Raw genomic sequence first — 19,139 nt, 5'->3', positions numbered from 1 at the left:
CGTGGCATGAAGTGCCGTCGGTGTCCTGCATGACACAAAGGAGGGTGCTTCTGTAAGATTTGTCACCTCATTTATCCGATGCGGGCGTCTACCTTGCTGCAGAACATTCGAGTGGTACTGGTCAATACCAGTCATCCCGGCAATATCGGCGGGGTGGCCAGGGCCATGAAAAACATGGGGCTGTCGCGGTTGGTACTGGTCGATCCGCGCCAGTTTCCCAGTGAGGAAGCCGTAGCACGTGCCTCTGGCGCTACCGATATCCTCGATTCTGCTCAGGTGGTGTCCTGTCTCGAAGATGCGCTGGTCGGTTGCAGTCTGGCCTTTGGCACCAGTGCGCGGGAACGGCGCATTCCCTGGCCATTGATCGATCCGCGCGAGTGCGGCGTGGCTGCGCTGCAGAAGTCGGTTGAAGGCGGTGAGGTGGCGCTGGTGTTCGGTCGTGAGCATGCGGGCCTGACCAACGAAGAGCTGCAACGCTGTCATTTTCACGTGCATATTCCCTCCGACCCGGCGTTCAGCTCGCTGAATCTTGCGGCTGCCGTGCAGGTGCTGACCTACGAAGTGCGCATGGCGGCCCTGGCTCTTGAAAGCGCGCCGGTCGCGCCTCGCCAAGAAGTGGCTGTCGAGGAGGGCGATCTACCGGTGACGGCAGACGAGATGGAATCCTTTTACGGGCATCTGGAAAAATCGCTGGTGGAAATCGGCTTTCTCGATCCCGCCAGCCCTCGACATTTGATGAGTCGCCTGCGCCGTCTGTACGGGCGCGCCGAGGTGACCCGGCTGGAAATGAATATCTTGCGCGGCATCCTGACCGAGACTCTCAAGGCGGCGCGCGGTGAGCACCACAAACGGGGAAAGACTGATGTTTGAGCGCATGCGGGAAGATATCCAGGGCGTATTCCATCGTGATCCGGCGGCGCGCAATGCCTTCGAGGTGGTTACCTGCTATCCCGGGCTGCACGCCGTGTGGCTGCATCGCGCCGCGCATGCGCTTTGGACTTCCGGCTGGAAGTGGCTGGCGCGTGGCGTGTCGAATTTCAGTCGCTGGCTGACCGGCATCGAGATTCATCCGGGAGCAGTGATCGGCCGGCGGTTCTTCATCGACCACGGCATGGGCATTGTCATCGGTGAGACCGCCGAGATCGGTGACGACGTGACGCTCTACCAAGGCGTGACCCTGGGCGGTACCAGTTGGAACAAGGGCAAGCGCCATCCGACCCTCGAAGATGGTGTGGTGGTCGGTGCCGGCGCCAAGGTGCTCGGCCCGTTCACCGTGGGAGCGGGCGCCAAGATCGGCTCCAATGCTGTGGTCACCAAGGCGGTGCCGGCGGGTGCCACCGCGGTCGGTATTCCGGCCAAGATCATCGTCAAGGGTGATGACGGGCTCGAGGCGCAGCGCCAGGCCATGGCCGACAAGCTGGGCTTCGACGCCTACGGGGTCAGTCAGGACATGCCCGACCCGGTGGCGCGCGCGATCGGTCAATTGCTCGATCATTTGCATGCGGTTGACAACCGCCTCGAAGGCATTTGCGGCGCCCTGGGCAAGCTGGGCAGCGACTACTGCGCCAAGGACATGCCGCAATTGCGTGACGAGGACTTCGCAGGCGTCTGCAAAGATCAGGGTGACAAGCCGGCTGCGTGATGCGGGGCAGGCCTGGCTTTGCTATGATCCGCCGCCAGTTTTGACGGGTGGCGGAGCTAAATCCGAGTAATTTGGTTGGTCTTATAGTTGACTCAAATACTCGGAAAAGCAGATAATCGCCCCACATTGTGAATCCTTGGTAACCCTTCATGCGACTGACTACCAAAGGCCGCTACGCCGTGACTGCCATGCTCGATCTGGCGCTGCATGCGCAGGATGGCCCGGTATCCCTCGCCGATATCTCCGAGCGTCAGGGTATTTCCCTTTCCTACCTCGAGCAGCTCTTCGCCAAGCTGCGCCGTGGCAGCCTGGTCTCCAGCGTTCGCGGGCCGGGCGGTGGTTATCAGCTGTCGCGCAACATGCAGGGTATCCAGGTCGCCGAAGTGATCGACGCGGTCAACGAATCGGTCGATGCCACGCGCTGCCAGGGGCAGGGCGGTTGCCACTCCGGCGACATCTGTCTGACCCACCATCTGTGGTGCGACCTGAGCCAGCAGATTCACGAGTTTCTCAGCGGCATCAGCCTGGCCGATCTGGTCACACGCCGCGAAGTGCAGGAAGTCGCCCAGCGCCAGGATCAACGTCGCTGTGCCAGCAACGGCAGGGCGCAGCATCTGGATAAGATTGAAGCGTCCACCGTCGATTGAGCACGCAAGGCGCCGGCCTGATACCTGATTAGGAGATACCGAAAATGAAATTGCCAATCTACATGGATTACTCCGCGACAACGCCGGTCGACCCGCGCGTCGCGCAGAAAATGGTCGAATGCCTGACCAACGAAGGCAACTTCGGCAACCCGGCTTCGCGCTCCCACGTCTTTGGCTGGAAGGCCGAGGAAGCGGTCGAGAACGCCCGTCGTCAGGTGGCCGAGCTGGTCAATGCCGACCCGCGCGAAATCGTCTGGACCTCCGGTGCTACCGAGTCCGACAACCTCGCCATCAAGGGGGTCGCCAGCTTCTACGCTAGCAAGGGCAAGCACCTGATCACTTCGAAGATTGAGCACAAGGCGGTGCTGGACACCATGCGCCAGCTCGAGCGTGAAGGTTTCGAAGTCACCTACATCGAGCCCGGTGAAGATGGCCTGATCACCCCGGCCATGGTCGAGGCGGCCCTGCGCGAGGACACCACGCTGGTGTCGATCATGCACGTCAACAACGAGATCGGCACCGTCAACGACATCGCCGCGATCGGCGAGCTGCTGCGTGCCCGTGGCGTGTTCTTCCACGTCGATGCTGCCCAGTCGACCGGCAAGGTCGAGATCGACCTGGAGAAGCTCAAGGTCGACCTGATGTCCTTCTCGGCGCACAAGACCTACGGCCCGAAAGGCGTCGGTGCGCTGTACGTGCGTCGCAAGCCGCGTATCCGTCTGGAAGCCCAGACCCACGGTGGCGGCCACGAGCGCGGCATGCGTTCCGGCACCCTGGCGACCCATCAGTGCGTCGGCATGGGTGAAGCCTTCCGCATCGCCAAAGAAGAGATGGCCGCCGAGAGCGCCAAGGTACTGGCGCTGCGCGATCGCTTCTTCAAGCAGGTCGAGAGCCTGGAAGAGCTGTACATCAACGGCAGCATGACTGCCCGTGTACCGCATAACCTGAACCTGAGCTTCAACTACGTCGAAGGCGAGTCGCTGATCATGGCCCTCAAGGACCTGGCGGTATCGTCCGGTTCGGCCTGTACCTCGGCGTCCCTGGAGCCTTCCTACGTCCTGCGTGCCCTGGGCCGCAACGACGAACTGGCGCACAGTTCGATTCGTTTCACCTTTGGCCGCTTCACCACCGAAGAAGAAGTCGACTACGCCGCACAGAAGGTCTGCGAGGCCGTTACCAAGCTGCGCGAACTGTCGCCGCTCTGGGATATGTTCAAAGAAGGTGTCGACATTTCCAAGGTGGAATGGGCAGCACACTAAAAGCTGCCGGTGAGCGGCGCCTGATGAGAGAGGATTGAAAAATGGCTTACAGCGAAAAGGTCATCGACCACTACGAGAACCCGCGCAACGTCGGCAAGATGAACGCGGAAGACCCCGACGTGGGCACCGGTATGGTCGGCGCGCCGGCCTGCGGCGACGTGATGCGTCTGCAGATCAAGGTCAACGAGCAGGGCGTCATCGAAGATGCCAAGTTCAAGACCTATGGCTGCGGTTCGGCCATCGCTTCCAGCTCCCTTGCCACCGAGTGGATGAAGGGCAAGACGCTGGACGAGGCGGAAACCATCAAGAACACCCAGCTCGCCGAAGAGCTGGCGCTGCCGCCGGTGAAGATACACTGCTCGGTACTCGCCGAGGACGCCATCAAGGCGGCTGTGCGCGACTACAAGCAGAAGAAAGGTTTGCTCTAAGGAGGTTTGTCGATGGCCATCAGCATGACTCAAGCCGCTGCCCAGCATATCCGTCGTTCGCTCGACGGTCGCGGCAAGGGTGAGGGCATCCGTCTCGGCGTTCGTACCACCGGGTGTTCCGGTCTGGCCTACGTGCTGGAGTTCGTCGACGAAACCGCCAGCGAAGATCAGATCTTCGAGAGCCATGGCGTCAAGGTGATCATCGATCCCAAGAGCCTGGTCTACCTCGACGGCACCGAACTCGATTTCGTCAAGGAGGGGTTGAACGAAGGCTTCAAGTTCAACAACCCGAACGTGCGTGGCGAGTGCGGCTGCGGCGAAAGCTTCAACGTCTGATGAAGAACGCCGGCCCCTGTCACTTCGCCCTGTTCGAGCTGCAGCCCAGCTTTCGCCTGGATCTCGATCAGCTCGCCGCTCGCTACCGCGAGCTGGCGCGCAGCGTGCACCCGGACCGTTTCGCCGATGCCTCCGAGCGTGAGCAGCGCGTGGCGCTCGAGCGCTCGGCGAGCCTCAACGAGGCTTACCGCACACTGAAGAGTGACTCGCAACGTGCGCGTTACCTGCTAGCCATGCGCGGGCCCGAGCTGCCGCTGGAAGTCACCGTGCAGGATCCCGACTTCCTGCTGCAGCAGATGCAGTGGCGTGAAGAGCTCGAAGATCTGCAGGATGAAGCCGATCTGGCTGGCGTGGCGGCTTTCAAGGGACGTCTCAAAGTCGCTCAGCAGGAACTCAACGAACGCTTCGCCGAAGTTTGGGAGGACGATGCGCGCAGAGAAGAGGCCGAACGCCTGATGCGCCGCATGCAGTTTCTCGACAAGCTTTCCCACGAGGTGCGCCAGCTGGAAGAGCGCCTCGACGATTAACGCTCGCGCGGCTGCCGTGGCCGTGCCTGATACCCAGATAAGCACCGACTACCTATGGCTTTATTGCAGATTGCTGAGCCCGGCCAGAGCCCTCAACCCCACCAGCGTCGCCTGGCGGTAGGGATCGATCTGGGCACCACCAATTCCTTGGTCGCAGCCGTGCGCAGCGGCGTCAGCGAGCCGCTGGCCGATACAGAGGGTCGCCTGATCCTGCCGTCAGCCGTGCGCTATCACGCCGATCGCGTCGAAGTCGGCGAAGCCGCGCGCGCCCAGGCTTCCAGCGACCCGTACAACAGCATCCTATCGGTCAAGCGCCTGATGGGGCGTGGCCTAGCTGATGTGAAGCAACTGGGCGAGCAACTGCCTTACCGCTTCGTCGCCGGCGAGTCGCACATGCCGTTCATCGACACCGTGCAGGGCCTGAAAAGCCCGGTGGAAGTGTCCGCCGATATCCTCAAGGTGCTGCGTCAGCGTGCCGAAGCGACGCTGGGGGGTGATCTGGTTGGTGCGGTCATCACCGTGCCCGCTTACTTCGACGACTCTCAGCGCCAGGCCACCAAGGATGCCGCACGTCTGGCCGGCCTGAGCGTGCTGCGCCTGCTCAATGAGCCGACTGCCGCTGCCGTGGCCTACGGTCTCGACCAGAAGGCCGAAGGCGTTGTAGCGATCTACGACCTAGGCGGCGGCACCTTCGATATTTCCATCCTGCGCCTGACCGGCGGCGTATTCGAAGTGCTGGCGACCGGTGGCGACAGCGCACTGGGCGGCGACGATTTCGATCACGCCATCGCCGGCTGGATCGTCGAGCAGGCGGGCCTCTCCGCCGATATCGAGCCCGGTGCCCAGCGCAGCCTGCTGCAGGCGGCCTGCGCCGCCAAGGAAGCGCTGACCGCTGCCGACAGCGTCGAGGTGAGTTACGGGCAATGGCGCGATGTGTTGACCCGCAGCCATTTCCAGGCGCTGATCGAGCCGATGGTGGCGCGCAGCCTGAAGTCTTGTCGCCGTGCGGTGCGTGATGCCGGTATCGAGGTCGAGGACGTCGGCGCTGTGGTCATGGTCGGTGGTTCGACCCGCGTGCCGCGTGTGCGTGAGGCGGTCGGCGAGCTGTTCGGCCGTCAGCCGCTGACCGATATCGACCCGGATCAGGTGGTTGCCATTGGCGCCGCAATCCAGGCCGATGCCCTGGCCGGCAACCGCCGCGCCGATGGTGAAGAATTGCTGCTGCTCGACGTCATCCCGTTGTCCCTGGGGCTGGAAACCATGGGCGGGCTGATGGAGAAGGTGATTCCGCGCAACACCACCATCCCGGTGGCGCGCGCTCAGGAATTCACCACCTACAAAGATGGCCAGAGCGCCATGATGATTCATGTGCTGCAAGGCGAGCGTGAGCTGGTCAGCGACTGCCGCTCACTGGCGCGTTTCGAGCTGCGCGGCATTCCGCCGATGGTGGCGGGAGCTGCGAAGATCCGCGTGACCTTCCAGGTCGATGCCGACGGTCTGCTCAGTGTCAGTGCTCGCGAACTCGCCTCGGGCGTCGAAGCCAGCATCCAGGTCAAGCCGTCCTATGGGCTGACCGATGGCGAGATCGCGCGCATGCTGCAGGATTCCTTCCAGCATGCCGGTGGCGACAAGGCTGCCCGTGTGCTGCGTGAGCAGCAGGTCGATGCCCAGCGTCTGCTCGAAGCGGTCGAAGGTGCGCTGCAGGCCGATGGCGAGCGCTTGCTGGATGCCGAAGAGCGCATGGTCATTGAGCTGCAGATGCAGGAGTTGCGAGATTTGTTGACGGGCACCGATGGCCTGGCCATTGAGCAGCAGACCAAGCGTCTGTCGCAGGTGACCGATGCCTTTGCCGCCCGGCGCATGGATTCGACGGTAAAAGCCGCGCTGGCCGGGCGCAGCCTGAATGAGATCGAGGAATAAGCGATGCCCGTGGTAACTTTTTTGCCCCACGAGAAATTTTGCCCCGAAGGGCTGGTGGTCGAGGCGCCGTCAGGTACCTCGATCCTGGAGCTGGCCCACGAGCACCATATCGAGATGGAAAGTGCCTGCGGCGGCGTGTGTGCCTGCACCACCTGTCATTGCATCGTGCGCAAGGGGTTCGACTCGCTGAACGAAGCCGACGAACTCGAAGAGGATTATCTGGACAAGGCCTGGGGGCTGGAAGCGCAGTCGCGCCTGGCCTGCCAGGCGATCGTCGGTGAGCAGGACATTACCGTCGAGATTCCCAAGTACTCGCTCAACCACGCCGCTGAAGCGCCGCACTGATCAGGAAGCCACGACATGAGCCTGAAATGGGTTGATGTGCTCGAAATCGCCATCCAGCTCGCTGACAGCAAGCCGGACGTCGATCCCCGTTATGTCAATTTCGTCCAGCTGCACCGCTGGGTGGTCGAGCTGCCGGAGTTTTCTGACGACCCGCAGCGCGGTGGCGAGAAGGTCCTCGAAGCCATTCAGGCTGCCTGGATCGAAGAAGCGCAGTAAGTCAGGGCCGGACGATATCCGCCTCTTTTATGCCGAGCAGATGCCACCTTGGGGCATCGCTCTTATGCTTTTGACTGGAACCCGCGTATAATTCGCGGGTTTAATTTTTGGCTTTAATCCACCGTTTCTGGAGTTTCACATGGCTGTTCAACGTACTTTCTCCATCATCAAGCCGGATGCCGTTGCTAAAAACGTTATCGGCAAGATCACCACTCGCTTCGAAGAAGCCGGCCTGCGCATCGTTGCTTCCAAGCAGCTGCAACTTTCCGAGCGCGAGGCTGCTGGCTTCTACGCCGAGCACAGCGAGCGTGGCTTCTTCAAGGATCTGGTTGCTTTCATGACTTCCGGTCCGGTCATCGTTCAGGTTCTGGAAGGCGAGAACGCCATCGCCAAGAACCGCGAGCTGATGGGCGCTACCAACCCGAAAGAAGCGGCTGCCGGCACCATCCGTGCTGACTTCGCCGTCTCCATCGACGAGAACGCCGTTCACGGCTCCGACTCCGAAGCTTCCGCTGCTCGCGAAATCGCTTACTTCTTCTCCGCTACCGAGATCAACGCCCGCATTCGCTAAGGCGAAGCGTGCGAAGGTGACGTCATGACCGACACGAATGGCAAAATCAACCTGCTGGGCCTGACCCAGCCGGAAATGGAGCAGTTCTTCGAGAGCCTCGGGGAGAAGCGCTTTCGTGCCGGTCAGGTCATGAAGTGGATTCACCACTTCGGCGTCGACGATTTCGCCGCCATGACCAACGTCGGCAAGGCCTTGCGCGAGAAGCTCGAGGCCGCTGCCTACATTCGCGGGCCTGAAGTGGTCAGCGAAGACATTTCTTCCGATGGCACGCGCAAGTGGGTCGTGCGTGTGGCGTCGGGCAGCTGCGTGGAAACCGTGTACATCCCCCAAGGTGGGCGTGGCACCCTGTGCGTTTCCTCGCAAGCCGGCTGTGCCCTGGACTGCAGCTTCTGCTCCACGGGCAAGCAAGGCTTCAATAGCGACCTGACCAGTGCCGAGATCATCGGCCAGGTGTGGATCGCCAATAAATCCTTCGGCAGCGTGCCGGCCAAGATCGACCGCGCCATCACCAATGTGGTGATGATGGGCATGGGCGAGCCGCTGCTGAACTTCGACAACGTCGTCTCCGCCATGAAAATCATGATGGATGACCTGGGCTACGGCATCTCCAAGCGCAAGGTCACCCTGTCGACCTCCGGCGTGGTGCCGATGATCGACAAGCTCGCCGAGGTCATCGACGTGTCCCTGGCGTTGTCGCTGCACGCGCCCAATGACGAGCTGCGCAGCCAGCTGGTACCGATCAACAAGAAGTACCCGCTGGACATGCTGTTGGCCGCCTGCAAGCGCTACATTTCCCGCCTTGGCGAGAAACGTGTGCTGACAATCGAATACACCCTGCTCAAAGATGTCAACGATAAACTCGAGCACGCCGAGCAGATGGTCGCACTGCTGGCGGACGTACCCTGCAAGATCAACCTGATTCCCTTCAACCCGTTCCCCCATTCGGGTTACGAGCGCCCGAGCAACAATGCCATCCGCCGCTTCCAGGAGCTGCTGCAGAAGGCCGGGCACAACGTCACGGTGCGTACCACCCGTGGTGAAGACATCGATGCGGCCTGTGGGCAACTGGTCGGCCAGGTCATGGACCGCACCCGTCGTAGCGAGCGCTACATTGCCGTGCGCCAGCTGAATGCCGACGCCGAGGCGGCGCGTCCCATCGCCAGCCGTAACTGAGAGGATCTCCATGACCGTGCTGCGTTCCCTGCTGTTCCTGTTCGGCATCAGTCTGCTCACTGCGTGCGTATCGACCGGTGACGTCGACCCGATGAAAACCTCTGAAGGGCGCAAGAAGGCCTACGATTCGTTCGTGCAACTGGGCATCGGGTATCTGCAGCAGGGCGAGACGGGGCCGGCCAAGGTGCCGCTGAAGAACGCGCTGGATATCGACCCGTCGGGCTCCGATGCCCACGCGGTGCTGGCCCTGGTGTTCCAGCGGGAAATGGAGCCCAAGCTGGCCGATGAGCACTTTCGCAAGTCGCTGTCCAAGAATCCCAAGGACGCGCGCCTGCTGAACAATTACGGCGGCTTCCTGTTCGAGCAGAAACGCTACAAGGAAGCCATGGAGCGTTACAGTCTGGCCGCCGAGGACAGCCTCTATCCCGAGCGCGCTCGGGTCTTCGAGAACATGGGCATGACCGCCATGATGCTCAACCAGCGCCAGGAGGCCAAAGGCTATTTCGAGCGCTCGTTGCGCCTCAACAGCCGCCAGCCGCGTGCCTTGCTGGAAATGGCCAACTTGTCCTTTGAAGATCGCGAGTACGTGCCGGCGCGCAGCTATTACGAAAGTTTCAGCGCCATTTCCGAGCAGAACGCCCGCAGCCTGCTGCTGGGCGCCCGCCTGGCGACGATCTTCGACGATCGTGACCGCGCTGCCAGCCTCGGCCTGCAGCTGAAACGTCTTTATCCCGGTACGCCGGAATATCAGCAATATCTGTCGGAGCAAAGATGAAAGCGGCCCAACCCGAAGTTGCAGCAGCTCATCGCGTCAATCCTGGAGAAGCCCTGCGTGCAGCGCGCGAGAGCCGGGGCTGGTCGGTGGCCGAAGTCGCCACCCAGCTCAACCTCACCCCGACGCGCCTGAGCCAACTGGAGGCCGGCGAGTTCGAGAAGCTGCCGGGTAATACCTTCTCTCGTGGTTACATTCGCGCCTACGCCAAATTACTAGGGCTCGAGCAGGCGCCGCTGGTGGCTGACTTCGACCAGTTCACCGGCAGTAACGCAACCGGCGCCAGCGTGCATGCGTTGGGCCGTATCGAGGAGCCGACTCGTTATTCGCAGAGCATCCTGCGTCTGGTCAGCTTCCTGTTGCTGTTAGGCGTGGGGAGTGCCTGTTTCTACTGGTGGCAGGAACAAGGCTGGCAGCTCGACGACCTGAAGAACGTCGGCCTTGGCCACGTCGAGGTCGAAGGTGCCGATGGCAGCACACAGATTCATCAGCTCGACGAGCCGGAAGATCAGGCCGTTGTCGAGGCGCAGAGCCAGGGCACCGAACTGCCGCTGCCAGGCGTGTCGAGCGAGCAGACCCAGGAAGAAGCGCCGAGCGAAACACCGCCGGCGACCGCCACCGAGTTGCTGCAGCAGAATCCGCCCGCCCAGCAGCAATCCGCACCTGCCGAATCCCATGCTGCCGCGCCGGCTGCTCAGGCACCTGCTGCAACCACGGCTCAGCCGCAAGCCGCTGCTCAGCCGCAAGCGCCGGTCGCTGCCGGTGAAGGGTTGATCAGCCTGAAATTTACCGCTGACTGCTGGATCCAGGTAACCGACGCCAATGGCAAGGTCATCGCCAGCGGCCTGAAACGCGGTGGCGACAGCCTCGATGTTCGTGGCCATGCGCCCATGGAACTGCGTCTGGGCTTTGCCCGTGGCGCCCAGGTGACTTACAACGGCGCTGCCGTCGACGTGACGCCGTATATCTCGAACGAGACCGCACGTATCAAGTTAGGTGGGCAGTAATATGCACGGTGAATCGCCGATCAAACGTCGTCTGTCTCGCAAGATCTGGGTGGGCTCGGTGCCGGTCGGTGGCGATGCCCCGATTGCCGTACAGAGCATGACCAACACCGACACCAACGATGTCGCCGCCACCGTCGAGCAGATCCGTCGCCTCGAAGCGGCCGGTGCCGACATCGTGCGTGTTTCGGTGCCGGACATGGACGCCGCCGAAGCCTTCGGGCGCATCAAGCAGCAGGTCAACCTGCCGTTGGTGGCCGACATTCACTTCGATTACCAGATCGCCCTGCGCGTGGCCGAACTGGGCGTCGATTGCCTGCGTATCAACCCGGGTAACATCGGCCGCGAAGATCGCGTCAAGGCGGTGGTCGAAGCTGCCCGCGACAAGGGCATCCCGATTCGCATCGGCGTCAACGCCGGCTCCCTGGAAAAGGACCTGCAGAAGAAGTACGGCGAGCCGACGCCCGAAGCGCTGGTTGAGTCCGCGCTGCGCCACGTCGAGCACCTCGACAGATTGAACTTCCCGGACTTCAAGGTCAGCGTGAAGGCCTCCGACGTGTTCATGGCCGTCGAAGCCTATCGCCTGTTGGCCAAGCAGATCGAACAACCCCTGCACCTGGGCATCACCGAAGCCGGCGGCCTGCGCTCCGGTACCGTGAAGTCCTCGGTGGGCCTGGGCATGCTGCTTGCCGAAGGTATCGGCGACACCATCCGCATCTCCCTGGCCGCCGATCCGGTGGAAGAGATCAAGGTCGGTTTCGATATCCTCAAGTCGCTGCGCCTGCGTTCGCGGGGCATCAACTTTATCGCCTGCCCGAGCTGCTCGCGCCAGAACTTCGATGTGGTCAAGACCATGAACGAGCTGGAAACCCGGGTCGAGGACCTGCTGGTGCCGCTGGATGTGGCGGTGATCGGCTGCGTGGTCAACGGCCCAGGCGAAGCCAAGGAAGCGCATATCGGCCTGACCGGTGGTACGCCGAACAATCTGGTGTACATCGACGGCAAGCCGGCTTCCAAACTGACCAATACCAATCTGGTGGATGAGCTGGAAAAGCTGATCCGCGAAAAGGCGGCCGAGAAGGCCGCAGCCGATGCGGCTGTGATCGTGCGCGGCTGATCCGTGCTTAAGGAAAACAAGTGAGCAAGTCCCTGCAAGCCATTCGTGGCATGAACGATATCCTGCCGCAGCAGACCCCGGCCTGGCGCTATCTGGAAAGCACGTTGGCGACCTTGCTGGATAGCTATGGCTATCAGGAAATTCGCCTGCCGATCCTAGAGTTCACCGACCTGTTTGCCCGTGGCATCGGCGAGGGCACCGATGTGGTCGACAAGGAGATGTACACCTTCCTCGACCGCAACAACGAATCCCTGACTCTACGCCCCGAAGGCACCGCAGGCTGCGTGCGCGCCGTGCTCGAACATGGCCTGACCGGGGGCGGCCAGGTGCAGAAGCTGTGGTACGCGGGCCCGATGTTCCGCTACGAGAAGCCGCAGAAGGGCCGTTATCGCCAGTTCCACCAGATCGGTGTGGAAGTGTTCAACCTGCCCGGGCCGGACATTGACGCCGAGCTGATCACCCTGACCTGGCGCCTGTGGAAGCAGCTCGGCCTGGCCGATGCGGTGACTCTGCAGCTCAACAGCCTGGGCTCCAGCGAAGCCCGCGGTGTGTATCGCGATGCGCTGGTGGCCTATCTTCGCGAGCGCTTCGATCAGCTCGACGAAGACAGCCAGCGCCGCCTGACTACCAACCCGCTGCGCATCCTCGACAGCAAGAATGCCCAGACCCAGGCGCTGCTGGCCGATGCCCCGACCCTGCACGACTATCTGGACGACGAGTCCCGCGCTCACTTCGAGGGCCTCAAGGCGCGTCTGGATGCCGTCGGCATCAAATACGAAATCAATCCGAAGCTGGTGCGTGGCCTGGATTACTACGGCCGCACCGTATTCGAGTGGGTGACTGACAAACTCGGTTCCCAGGGCACCGTATGTGCCGGTGGCCGCTACGATGGCCTGATCACCCAGTTCGGCGGCAAGCCGACCCCGGGTGTGGGCTTCGCCATGGGCGTAGAGCGCCTGGTGCTGCTGCTTGAAACGCTGGAATGCGTGCCCGCCGAACTGAGCCGTCCGGCCGATGCCTTTATCTGCGCGTTCGGCGAAGCGGCCGAGCTGGCAGCCCTGGCCCTGGCCGAAGACATTCGTAACCAGGTTCCGGGGCTGCGTCTGCTGGTCAATGCCGGCGGTGGCAGCTTCAAGAGCCAGTTCAAGAAGGCCGACAAGAGCGGAGCCCTGTATGCTCTGATCCTCGGTGAGGACGAACTGGCCAAGCGCGTGGTAGGTTGCAAACCTTTGCGCGGCGACAGCGAACAACAAAGCATTGCCTGGTCGGATCTTGCCGACCATCTGGCATCCTGCACCCAGCAGGCTTGAGCGATTTAGCGATTAAGGAGTATTGGGGTGGCGTTGAACAGCGATGATGATGAACTGGCCGGCCTGAAAGACTGGTGGGATCGTAACGGCAAGCCACTGCTGGCGGGCGGCGCCCTGGCGCTGATCGCGGTATTCGGCTGGCAGGGCTGGCAGAAGTACCAGGCCAACCAGGCGCAGGGCGCATCGGTGATCTATCAGCAACTGCTGGAGTCGGCCATGACCCCGAGCGGTCAGCCGGACGCCGCCAAGGTGGCCTCGCTTGCCGGTGAGCTGAAGAAAGACTTCGGCGGCACCCAGTACGCTCAGTACGGCAGCCTGTTCGTAGCCAAGGTTGCGGTCGAGTCCGGCAAGCTGGACGATGCGGCAGCCGAGCTGCGCAGCGTGGTCGACAAGCCCGCCAACGACACCCTGGGCGAGCTCGCCCGTCAGCGTCTGGCTCGCGTGTTGGCCGCCCAGGACAAGGCCGACGAAGCGCTCAAGCTGCTCGACGGCGACGCCGACCAGGCGTTCGTGGCCAGCCGTGAAGAACTCAAGGGCGACCTGCTGGTGAAACTGGGCCGTACCGACGACGCCCATGTCGCCTATGTGAAAGCCAAGGGTGCGCTGGCCGAAGAAGCTGCCGTCGGTGGTCTGCAGATGAAGATCGACGACCTGGCCAAAGGGGATGCATGACGTGATGCGTTGGAAGAATGCCGCAATGCTGGCCCTGGCCGTTCTGGCCGTAGGTTGCAGCAGCAACAGCAAGAAAGAACTGCCGCCTGCCGAGCTTCCCAAGTTCACCGAGGAAGTGAAGCTGCAGAAAGAGTGGAGCCGCTCGATCGGTGACGGTCAGGGCGACATCTACAACATGCTCGAGCCGGTAGTCGATGGCGAGCAGATCTTCGCCGCCGACGTCGAAGGCCTGGTCGTGGCCATGGACCGCATGACCGGCAAGGTCGCCTGGAAGAAGAAGCTGGAAGTTCCGGTTTCCGGCGCCGTGGCGGCTAGCTATGGCATGGTCGTGGTCGGCACCCTCAAGGGTGAGGTGATCGCCCTGGATTCGTCCAACGGTGAAGAGAAATGGCGCGCCCGCGTGCCGAGCGAAGTGCTCTCCGCCCCGGCCATCAGCAGCGACACCGTGCTGGTGCAGACCCAGGACGACACCCTGGTTGCGCTGGACGCCTACAGCGGCCAGCAGCGCTGGATCTTCGAGAACACCCCGGCGGTACTGACCCTGCGCGGCACCGGCAGCCCGCTGCTGACCAACCAGTTGGCCATCGCCGGCCTGTCCAGCGGCAAGGTGATTGCTCTGGATGCGCAGCGTGGCATCCCGGTATGGGAACAGCGTGTGGCCATCCCGCAAGGTCGCTCCGAGCTCGATCGTATCGTCGATATCGACGGCGGCTTGCTGCTTTCCGGCGGCCAGTTGTACGTGGTCAGCTACCAGGGCCGCGTTGCGGCGCTGGATCTGCAGAGCGGCCGGGTGATCTGGCAGCGCGAAGCCTCCAGCTCCATGGGCGTGGCCCAGGGCTTCGGTAACGTCTACGTGACCTTGGCCAACGGCACCGTGGAAAGCATCGACGAGCGCTCCGCCTCGGCGCTGTGGACCAACGATGCTCTGGCACGTCGCCAGCTGTCCTCGCCGGCGGTGTTCTCCAGCTACGTCGCGTTCGGTGATTTCGAAGGCTACCTGCACCTGGTCAGCCAGGTAGACGGTCGCTTCGTCGGCCGTACCCGTATCGACAGCGACGGCCTGCGTGCCCGTCCGCTGGTGGTAGGCGACTGGCTGTATGCCTTCGGCAACGGCGGCAAACTGGTGGCCCTGACCATCAAGTGAGCCCCGGCTCTGTTCGCCCGATAGCATCGGGCGAGCGGGGCAGATAGTGCGAGATTTGCGGCCGCTGCCTGTGCAGCGGCTTTTGTATTTTTTGAAATAACGAAGTGGAGAGCCGAATGGTTCCCGTAATTGCCCTGGTGGGCCGGCCGAACGTCGGCAAATCCACCTTGTTCAACCGCCTGACCCGCACCCGCGACGCGATCGTCGGGGACCTTTCGGGTCTGACCCGCGACCGCCAGTACGGCGAGGCCAAGTGGCAGGGGCGCACCTACATCGTGATCGACACTGGCGGTATCTCCGGTGACGAGGAAGGCATCGACGCCAAGATGGCCGAGCAGTCCCTGCAGGCCATCGAGGAAGCCGACGCCGTGCTGTTCCTGGTCGATGCCCGTGCCGGATTGTCTGCCTCCGACCAGATGATTGGCGAGCACCTGCGCAAGCGCAACAAGCGCAGCTTCCTGGTGGTCAACAAGGTCGATAACCTCGACCCGGACCTGGCCCGCGCCGAGTTCTCGCCGCTGGGCATGGGCGAAGCCCTGCCGATCGCCGGTGCCCACGGCCGTGGCATCACCCAGATGCTCGAAGCGGCCCTGGGCAGTTTCCCCAAGGATGCCGGTGAGCCGGAAGAAGGCGAGGAGGCCGAAGAGGTCGCCGAGGGCGAGGAAGCCAAACGGATTCCCGGCCCGAGCGAGAAGGACGGCATCAAGCTGGCCATCATCGGCCGCCCCAACGTCGGCAAGTCGACCCTGGTCAACCGTATGCTCGGCGAAGACCGGGTCATCGTCTACGATCAGGCCGGCACCACCCGCGACAGCATCTACATCCCGTTCGAGCGTGACGACGAGAAGTACACGCTGATCGACACCGCCGGCGTGCGTCGCCGCGGCAAGATCTTCGAGGCGGTGGAAAAGTTCTCGGTGGTCAAGACGCTGCAGGCCATTCAGGATTCCAACGTGGTGGTGTTCGTCATGGACGCCCGCGAAGGAGTGGTCGACCACGACCTCAACCTGCTCGGCTTCGTGCTCGAGAGTGGCCGTGCGCTGGTCATCGCGCTCAACAAGTGGGATGGCATGGAGCCCAGCGAGCGCGATTACGTGAAGACCGAACTGCAGCGCCGGCTGTTCTTCGTCGACTTCGCCGATATCCACTTCATCTCCGCCTTGCACGGCACTGGCGTTGGCCATCTGTACAAGTCGGTGCAGGCCTCGTTCAAGTCGGCGATCACCCGCTGGCCGACCAGCCGCCTGACGCAGATTCTCGAAGACGCCGTGCAGGAACACCAGCCGCCGCTGGTCAACGGTCGCCGCATCAAGCTGCGTTACGCCCACCTCGGTGGCGCCAACCCGCCGCTGATCGTGATCCACGGTAACCAGGTCGACGCTGTGCCGCGTGCCTATTCCCGCTACCTGGAGAACACATACCGTCGCGTGCTCAAGCTGGTCGGTACGCCGATCCGCATCGAGTACAAGGGCGGCGAGAACCCCTATGAAGGCAATAAGAACACCCTGACCGATCGCCAGGTGAACAAGAAGCGTCGCCTGATGAGTCACCACAAGAAGGCCGAGAAGAAGCGCAAGGACAAGCGCTGATTCATAGCCTGCAAAAAACAACAGGGGTAGCTCTCGAAAGGAGCTACCCCTGTTTCGTTTCAGCCTCCGCAAAGCAGCGCCCCATTTGAGGGGCGCCGCCTTGTCGCTGGGTCAGAACCGCGTGCGCAGGGTGACGGACATGCTGCGCGGGTCGCCATAGATGGCGCCGGCATAGAAGCCATAGCGGGTGTAGTAGGTCTTGTCGAACAGGTTGTTGATGTTCAGCGTTACGTCGGTGTCATCGTTGATGTCGTACTTGGCCATGGCGTTCCAGATTGCGTAGCCGGACCAGTTGACCTCGGTGGCGCTGCGGCTCTGGCCATTGGTTGGAATGCCGGCCGGACTGGACAATGCGCGGATATTGCTTTGCGCACTGACCCCAGTGCCCAGGGTTACGCGATCCAGCATGCCGCTCAGTCGGTAGGTGGTCGAGGCCTTGAACAGGTGCGACGGGTCGCTGCGGCCATCGCTGTCCAGGCGGCGGAAGTGCAGGTAGGTGTAGCCGCCGTAGACGTTCCAGTTTTCGGTCAGTGCACCGGCCACCTCGATATCGATACCGTCGGTTTCGGTGCCGCTGCCCGACACGTAAGCCTGGGCGCCGGATGGCGTCAGGCTGCCGGGATCGGTGACCGCCTTGTTCTCCTGCTTGGTGCGGAAGTAGGCGACCTGGGCGTTCAGGCTGCCGTCGAACCACTCACCCTTGATGCCGGTTTCGTAGCTCTGACCGATGATGGGTTCCACTCGGCTGCCGCCGGTGGTTTCCTCTGTCTGAGGGGTGAACAGATCTGTGTAACTGGCGTACAGCGAGTAGGTGTCGTTGAGGTCGTAGACCACGCCCGCGTAGGGCGTGACGATGCCTGACTCGGTCTGGCTGGTCTTGACGCCCGCGGCGGTTGCGCTCTTGGTGTGGTAGTCGCTGACCCGCGCGCCGAGGATGACCGACAGCGGGTCGGTGATGCTCAGGCGCGTGGCCGCGTACATGCCTTGCAGGCGGGTGACGCTCTTGCCGTGGCGGCCGGTCTTGCTGGCCGTCATATACAGGTCGTCATCCACGCCGTTGTGCCAGTTGGTGATCGGCAGGCCGTTGTTGCTGCGGAACTGGCAGCCCACCACCGGGGCAGTCTGGCGGCTTGCGCTGGACATGATGCAGCTGTATTCAGGCGTCCAGCCCACGGTACGGCTGTCGCTGTAGCCGAACATGGCCTGGTGGCTGCGGCCGAACAGCTCGAAGGCGCCGCTCAGGTTGAACTGCACGGATTGCTGGGTGGTGTCGCTGGAGCTGTGCAGGCCGTTGAGGATCATGCCGCTGCCGTCGCGCTCCGGGTAGCCGGTGTAGAGGCCACGACTGAACTGGTTGACCTTGCCCAGACCGTAATGGTTGAGCGCCTCGGTGACGCTTTGCGCGGCCTTCACGTCCAGCGTCCAGTCTTCGTTGAAACGATGGCTGAGGGAGCCGAAGGTGGTGCGCGTTTCGTTTTCGCCGTGGCTCCAGCTCGGCACCAGATTGGTACTGCGCGACCACTTGGTCTTGCTGCCGTCGGCGTACCAGATCGGGATGTTGGCGCCCCAGCCACCACCGACCGTCTTGTCGTATTCGTATTGATAGCCGGCGCCCAGGGTGGTGGCGTCGGTGAGATCAAACTCGAAGTTGGCCAGGGCAGCGCGCGAGCGCTCGGACTGGTGGTCGCGGAAGGAGTTGGCGTCTTCCTGAGTGATCACGAAGCGCGAGCGCAGGCGGCCGTCTTCACTGAGCGGCATGTTGAGGTCGGCGCCCAGACGCGTGCGGTCCCAGCTGCCATAGGTCATGTAGGCGCTGCCGCCGAAGTCCTTGCGCGGGGCCTTGCGGATCAGGTTGACAGTCGCCGACGGGTCGCCAGTGCCGCCGAGCAGGCCGTTGGCGCCACGTACGATATCAATGCGCTCGTACATGTCCATGTTCAGCGAGTTGCCGGCGCCGCTGAAGCCCGAATCGCCCTGATACTGCAGGCCGTCGACCTTCCAGTTGGTAACCTTGTAACCGCGGGCGCGGAAGTCGGTGCGGCCGCCCACTTCGTACTTGCTGGCCGTTACGCCCGGAGTGACTTCCAAGGCCTGCTCGACGTTGGTGATGCCACGGTCGGTCATCTGCTGGTTGGTGATGGTGGTGACGCTCTGCGGCGTCTGCCGCGGCGTCAGCGCCATGCCCGTGGAGCTGGTGGTGCCGCGCACCGTGTAGCCCAGCTGTTCGGTGACGTCGTCGATGGCGTTGTCTTCGATACTGATTGCGCCCAGCTCAAGGGCGCCGCCGGATGCGGGCTCTTCAGCGTAGCCGAGCGGGCTGCACAGCAGGCTGCTCAGGCTGCTCAGGCTGACGGCAGCCGCCAGCAGGCTGCGTTGCGACGGAAAACGGGCGAGGGTACGACGATGGGAAATGGCGTTCATGATGGCTCGTGTTGGTTGGCATTCATTCTCATATGCATGAGATTTT

General features: G+C 62.6%; 20 protein-coding genes. 19 read left to right on the top strand and 1 reads right to left on the bottom strand.

Translation table 11 applies throughout. The annotated features are described in order from the left end of the window. Window positions 1-78: 78 nt before the first annotated feature. The 19 genes from trmJ to der all read left to right on the top strand — a co-directional run bounded on the left by trmJ (window position 79) and on the right by der (window position 16,672). Window positions 79-870, top strand: coding sequence for a tRNA (cytosine(32)/uridine(32)-2'-O)-methyltransferase TrmJ (gene trmJ, locus BM279_RS10785; protein ID WP_093503614.1), 792 nt, complete (start codon window positions 79-81; stop codon window positions 868-870). Then, complete coding sequence (cysE, locus tag BM279_RS10780; protein WP_093503612.1) at window positions 863-1,642, top strand: serine O-acetyltransferase; 780 nt, start codon at window positions 863-865, stop codon at window positions 1,640-1,642. Before trmJ ends, cysE begins: the two co-directional genes overlap by 8 nt. Before the next feature lie 149 nt (window positions 1,643-1,791). Beyond that, entirely contained in the window at window positions 1,792-2,289 is a 498-nt protein-coding gene (gene iscR, locus BM279_RS10775) for a Fe-S cluster assembly transcriptional regulator IscR (RefSeq protein WP_013792392.1), read from the top strand. 44 nt (window positions 2,290-2,333) lie between these two features. Next, window positions 2,334-3,548, top strand: coding sequence for an IscS subfamily cysteine desulfurase (locus tag BM279_RS10770; RefSeq protein WP_093503610.1), 1,215 nt, complete (start codon window positions 2,334-2,336; stop codon window positions 3,546-3,548). Window positions 3,549-3,589: 41 nt separating this feature from the next. After that, on the top strand, window positions 3,590-3,976 hold the full coding sequence (gene iscU, locus BM279_RS10765; RefSeq protein ID WP_002552476.1) for a Fe-S cluster assembly scaffold IscU: 387 nt from the start codon (window positions 3,590-3,592) through the stop codon (window positions 3,974-3,976). Between the two features lie 12 nt (window positions 3,977-3,988). Next, window positions 3,989-4,312: an iron-sulfur cluster assembly protein IscA gene (iscA, locus tag BM279_RS10760; protein ID WP_013792390.1), complete on the top strand. Its 324-nt coding sequence runs from the start codon at window positions 3,989-3,991 to the stop codon at window positions 4,310-4,312. Continuing rightward, entirely contained in the window at window positions 4,312-4,839 is a 528-nt protein-coding gene (gene hscB, locus BM279_RS10755) for a co-chaperone HscB (protein WP_013792389.1), read from the top strand. Before iscA ends, hscB begins: the two co-directional genes overlap by 1 nt. A gap of 54 nt (window positions 4,840-4,893) precedes the next feature. After that, window positions 4,894-6,759: a Fe-S protein assembly chaperone HscA gene (gene hscA / locus BM279_RS10750; protein WP_093503608.1), complete on the top strand. Its 1,866-nt coding sequence runs from the start codon at window positions 4,894-4,896 to the stop codon at window positions 6,757-6,759. A gap of 3 nt (window positions 6,760-6,762) precedes the next feature. After that, complete coding sequence (gene fdx, locus BM279_RS10745; protein ID WP_070887881.1) at window positions 6,763-7,104, top strand: ISC system 2Fe-2S type ferredoxin; 342 nt, start codon at window positions 6,763-6,765, stop codon at window positions 7,102-7,104. Window positions 7,105-7,119: 15 nt separating this feature from the next. Beyond that, window positions 7,120-7,320 carry a Fe-S cluster assembly protein IscX gene (gene iscX / locus BM279_RS10740; RefSeq protein WP_013792386.1) on the top strand — a complete coding sequence of 67 codons (201 nt, stop codon included), beginning with the start codon at window positions 7,120-7,122 and terminating at the stop codon, window positions 7,318-7,320. A gap of 139 nt (window positions 7,321-7,459) precedes the next feature. Beyond that, window positions 7,460-7,891, top strand: a complete 432-nt coding sequence (ndk, locus tag BM279_RS10735) for a nucleoside-diphosphate kinase (protein ID WP_013792385.1) — start codon at window positions 7,460-7,462, stop codon at window positions 7,889-7,891. 24 nt (window positions 7,892-7,915) lie between these two features. Further along, entirely contained in the window at window positions 7,916-9,064 is a 1,149-nt protein-coding gene (gene rlmN, locus BM279_RS10730; RefSeq protein ID WP_093503606.1) for a dual-specificity RNA methyltransferase RlmN, read from the top strand. 10 nt (window positions 9,065-9,074) lie between these two features. Next, entirely contained in the window at window positions 9,075-9,839 is a 765-nt protein-coding gene (pilW, locus tag BM279_RS10725; protein WP_093503604.1) for a type IV pilus biogenesis/stability protein PilW, read from the top strand. Continuing rightward, entirely contained in the window at window positions 9,836-10,843 is a 1,008-nt protein-coding gene (locus BM279_RS10720) for a RodZ domain-containing protein (RefSeq protein ID WP_093503602.1), read from the top strand. Before pilW ends, BM279_RS10720 begins: the two co-directional genes overlap by 4 nt. 1 nt (window position 10,844) lies before the next feature. Then, a complete protein-coding gene (ispG, locus tag BM279_RS10715; protein ID WP_013792381.1) occupies window positions 10,845-11,957 on the top strand; it encodes a flavodoxin-dependent (E)-4-hydroxy-3-methylbut-2-enyl-diphosphate synthase in 1,113 nt (370 codons plus the stop codon). Between the two features lie 20 nt (window positions 11,958-11,977). Continuing rightward, window positions 11,978-13,267 carry a histidine--tRNA ligase gene (gene hisS / locus BM279_RS10710; RefSeq protein ID WP_093503600.1) on the top strand — a complete coding sequence of 430 codons (1,290 nt, stop codon included), beginning with the start codon at window positions 11,978-11,980 and terminating at the stop codon, window positions 13,265-13,267. Between the two features lie 33 nt (window positions 13,268-13,300). Further along, entirely contained in the window at window positions 13,301-13,939 is a 639-nt protein-coding gene (locus tag BM279_RS10705; protein WP_093504254.1) for a tetratricopeptide repeat protein, read from the top strand. After that, window positions 13,932-15,083 carry an outer membrane protein assembly factor BamB gene (gene bamB / locus BM279_RS10700; RefSeq protein ID WP_093503598.1) on the top strand — a complete coding sequence of 384 codons (1,152 nt, stop codon included), beginning with the start codon at window positions 13,932-13,934 and terminating at the stop codon, window positions 15,081-15,083. The genes BM279_RS10705 and bamB overlap by 8 nt, the downstream gene beginning before the upstream one ends. Window positions 15,084-15,199: 116 nt before the next feature. Continuing rightward, entirely contained in the window at window positions 15,200-16,672 is a 1,473-nt protein-coding gene (der, locus tag BM279_RS10695) for a ribosome biogenesis GTPase Der (RefSeq protein WP_075963735.1), read from the top strand. A 111-nt stretch (window positions 16,673-16,783) separates the two neighbouring features. Here der and BM279_RS10690 read toward each other — a convergent pair whose 3' ends face one another. After that, a complete protein-coding gene (locus tag BM279_RS10690; protein ID WP_093503596.1) occupies window positions 16,784-19,093 on the bottom strand; it encodes a TonB-dependent siderophore receptor in 2,310 nt (769 codons plus the stop codon). Between the last annotated feature and the right edge of the window lie 46 nt (window positions 19,094-19,139).

This window comes from Phytopseudomonas straminea (assembly GCF_900112645.1).
Taxonomy (GTDB): Bacteria; Pseudomonadota; Gammaproteobacteria; order Pseudomonadales; family Pseudomonadaceae; genus Aquipseudomonas; species Aquipseudomonas straminea.
This window is presented reverse-complemented; position numbering and strand designations above follow the sequence as displayed.

Bases quoted from the DNA above. Each gene is read 5' to 3' on its own strand.
- trmJ (WP_093503614.1), top strand. From the start codon at position 79: ATGCGGGCGTCTACCTTGCTGCAGAACATTCGAGTGGTACTGGTCAAT.
- cysE (WP_093503612.1), top strand. From the start codon at position 863: ATGTTTGAGCGCATGCGGGAAGATATCCAGGGCGTATTCCATCGTGAT.
- iscR (WP_013792392.1), top strand. From the start codon at position 1,792: ATGCGACTGACTACCAAAGGCCGCTACGCCGTGACTGCCATGCTCGAT.
- BM279_RS10770 (WP_093503610.1), top strand. From the start codon at position 2,334: ATGAAATTGCCAATCTACATGGATTACTCCGCGACAACGCCGGTCGAC.
- iscU (WP_002552476.1), top strand. From the start codon at position 3,590: ATGGCTTACAGCGAAAAGGTCATCGACCACTACGAGAACCCGCGCAAC.
- iscA (WP_013792390.1), top strand. From the start codon at position 3,989: ATGGCCATCAGCATGACTCAAGCCGCTGCCCAGCATATCCGTCGTTCG.
- hscB (WP_013792389.1), top strand. From the start codon at position 4,312: ATGAAGAACGCCGGCCCCTGTCACTTCGCCCTGTTCGAGCTGCAGCCC.
- hscA (WP_093503608.1), top strand. From the start codon at position 4,894: ATGGCTTTATTGCAGATTGCTGAGCCCGGCCAGAGCCCTCAACCCCAC.
- fdx (WP_070887881.1), top strand. From the start codon at position 6,763: ATGCCCGTGGTAACTTTTTTGCCCCACGAGAAATTTTGCCCCGAAGGG.
- iscX (WP_013792386.1), top strand. From the start codon at position 7,120: ATGAGCCTGAAATGGGTTGATGTGCTCGAAATCGCCATCCAGCTCGCT.
- ndk (WP_013792385.1), top strand. From the start codon at position 7,460: ATGGCTGTTCAACGTACTTTCTCCATCATCAAGCCGGATGCCGTTGCT.
- rlmN (WP_093503606.1), top strand. From the start codon at position 7,916: ATGACCGACACGAATGGCAAAATCAACCTGCTGGGCCTGACCCAGCCG.
- pilW (WP_093503604.1), top strand. From the start codon at position 9,075: ATGACCGTGCTGCGTTCCCTGCTGTTCCTGTTCGGCATCAGTCTGCTC.
- BM279_RS10720 (WP_093503602.1), top strand. From the start codon at position 9,836: ATGAAAGCGGCCCAACCCGAAGTTGCAGCAGCTCATCGCGTCAATCCT.
- ispG (WP_013792381.1), top strand. From the start codon at position 10,845: ATGCACGGTGAATCGCCGATCAAACGTCGTCTGTCTCGCAAGATCTGG.
- bamB (WP_093503598.1), top strand. From the start codon at position 13,932: ATGCATGACGTGATGCGTTGGAAGAATGCCGCAATGCTGGCCCTGGCC.
- der (WP_075963735.1), top strand. From the start codon at position 15,200: ATGGTTCCCGTAATTGCCCTGGTGGGCCGGCCGAACGTCGGCAAATCC.
- BM279_RS10690 (WP_093503596.1), bottom strand. From the start codon at position 19,093: ATGAACGCCATTTCCCATCGTCGTACCCTCGCCCGTTTTCCGTCGCAA.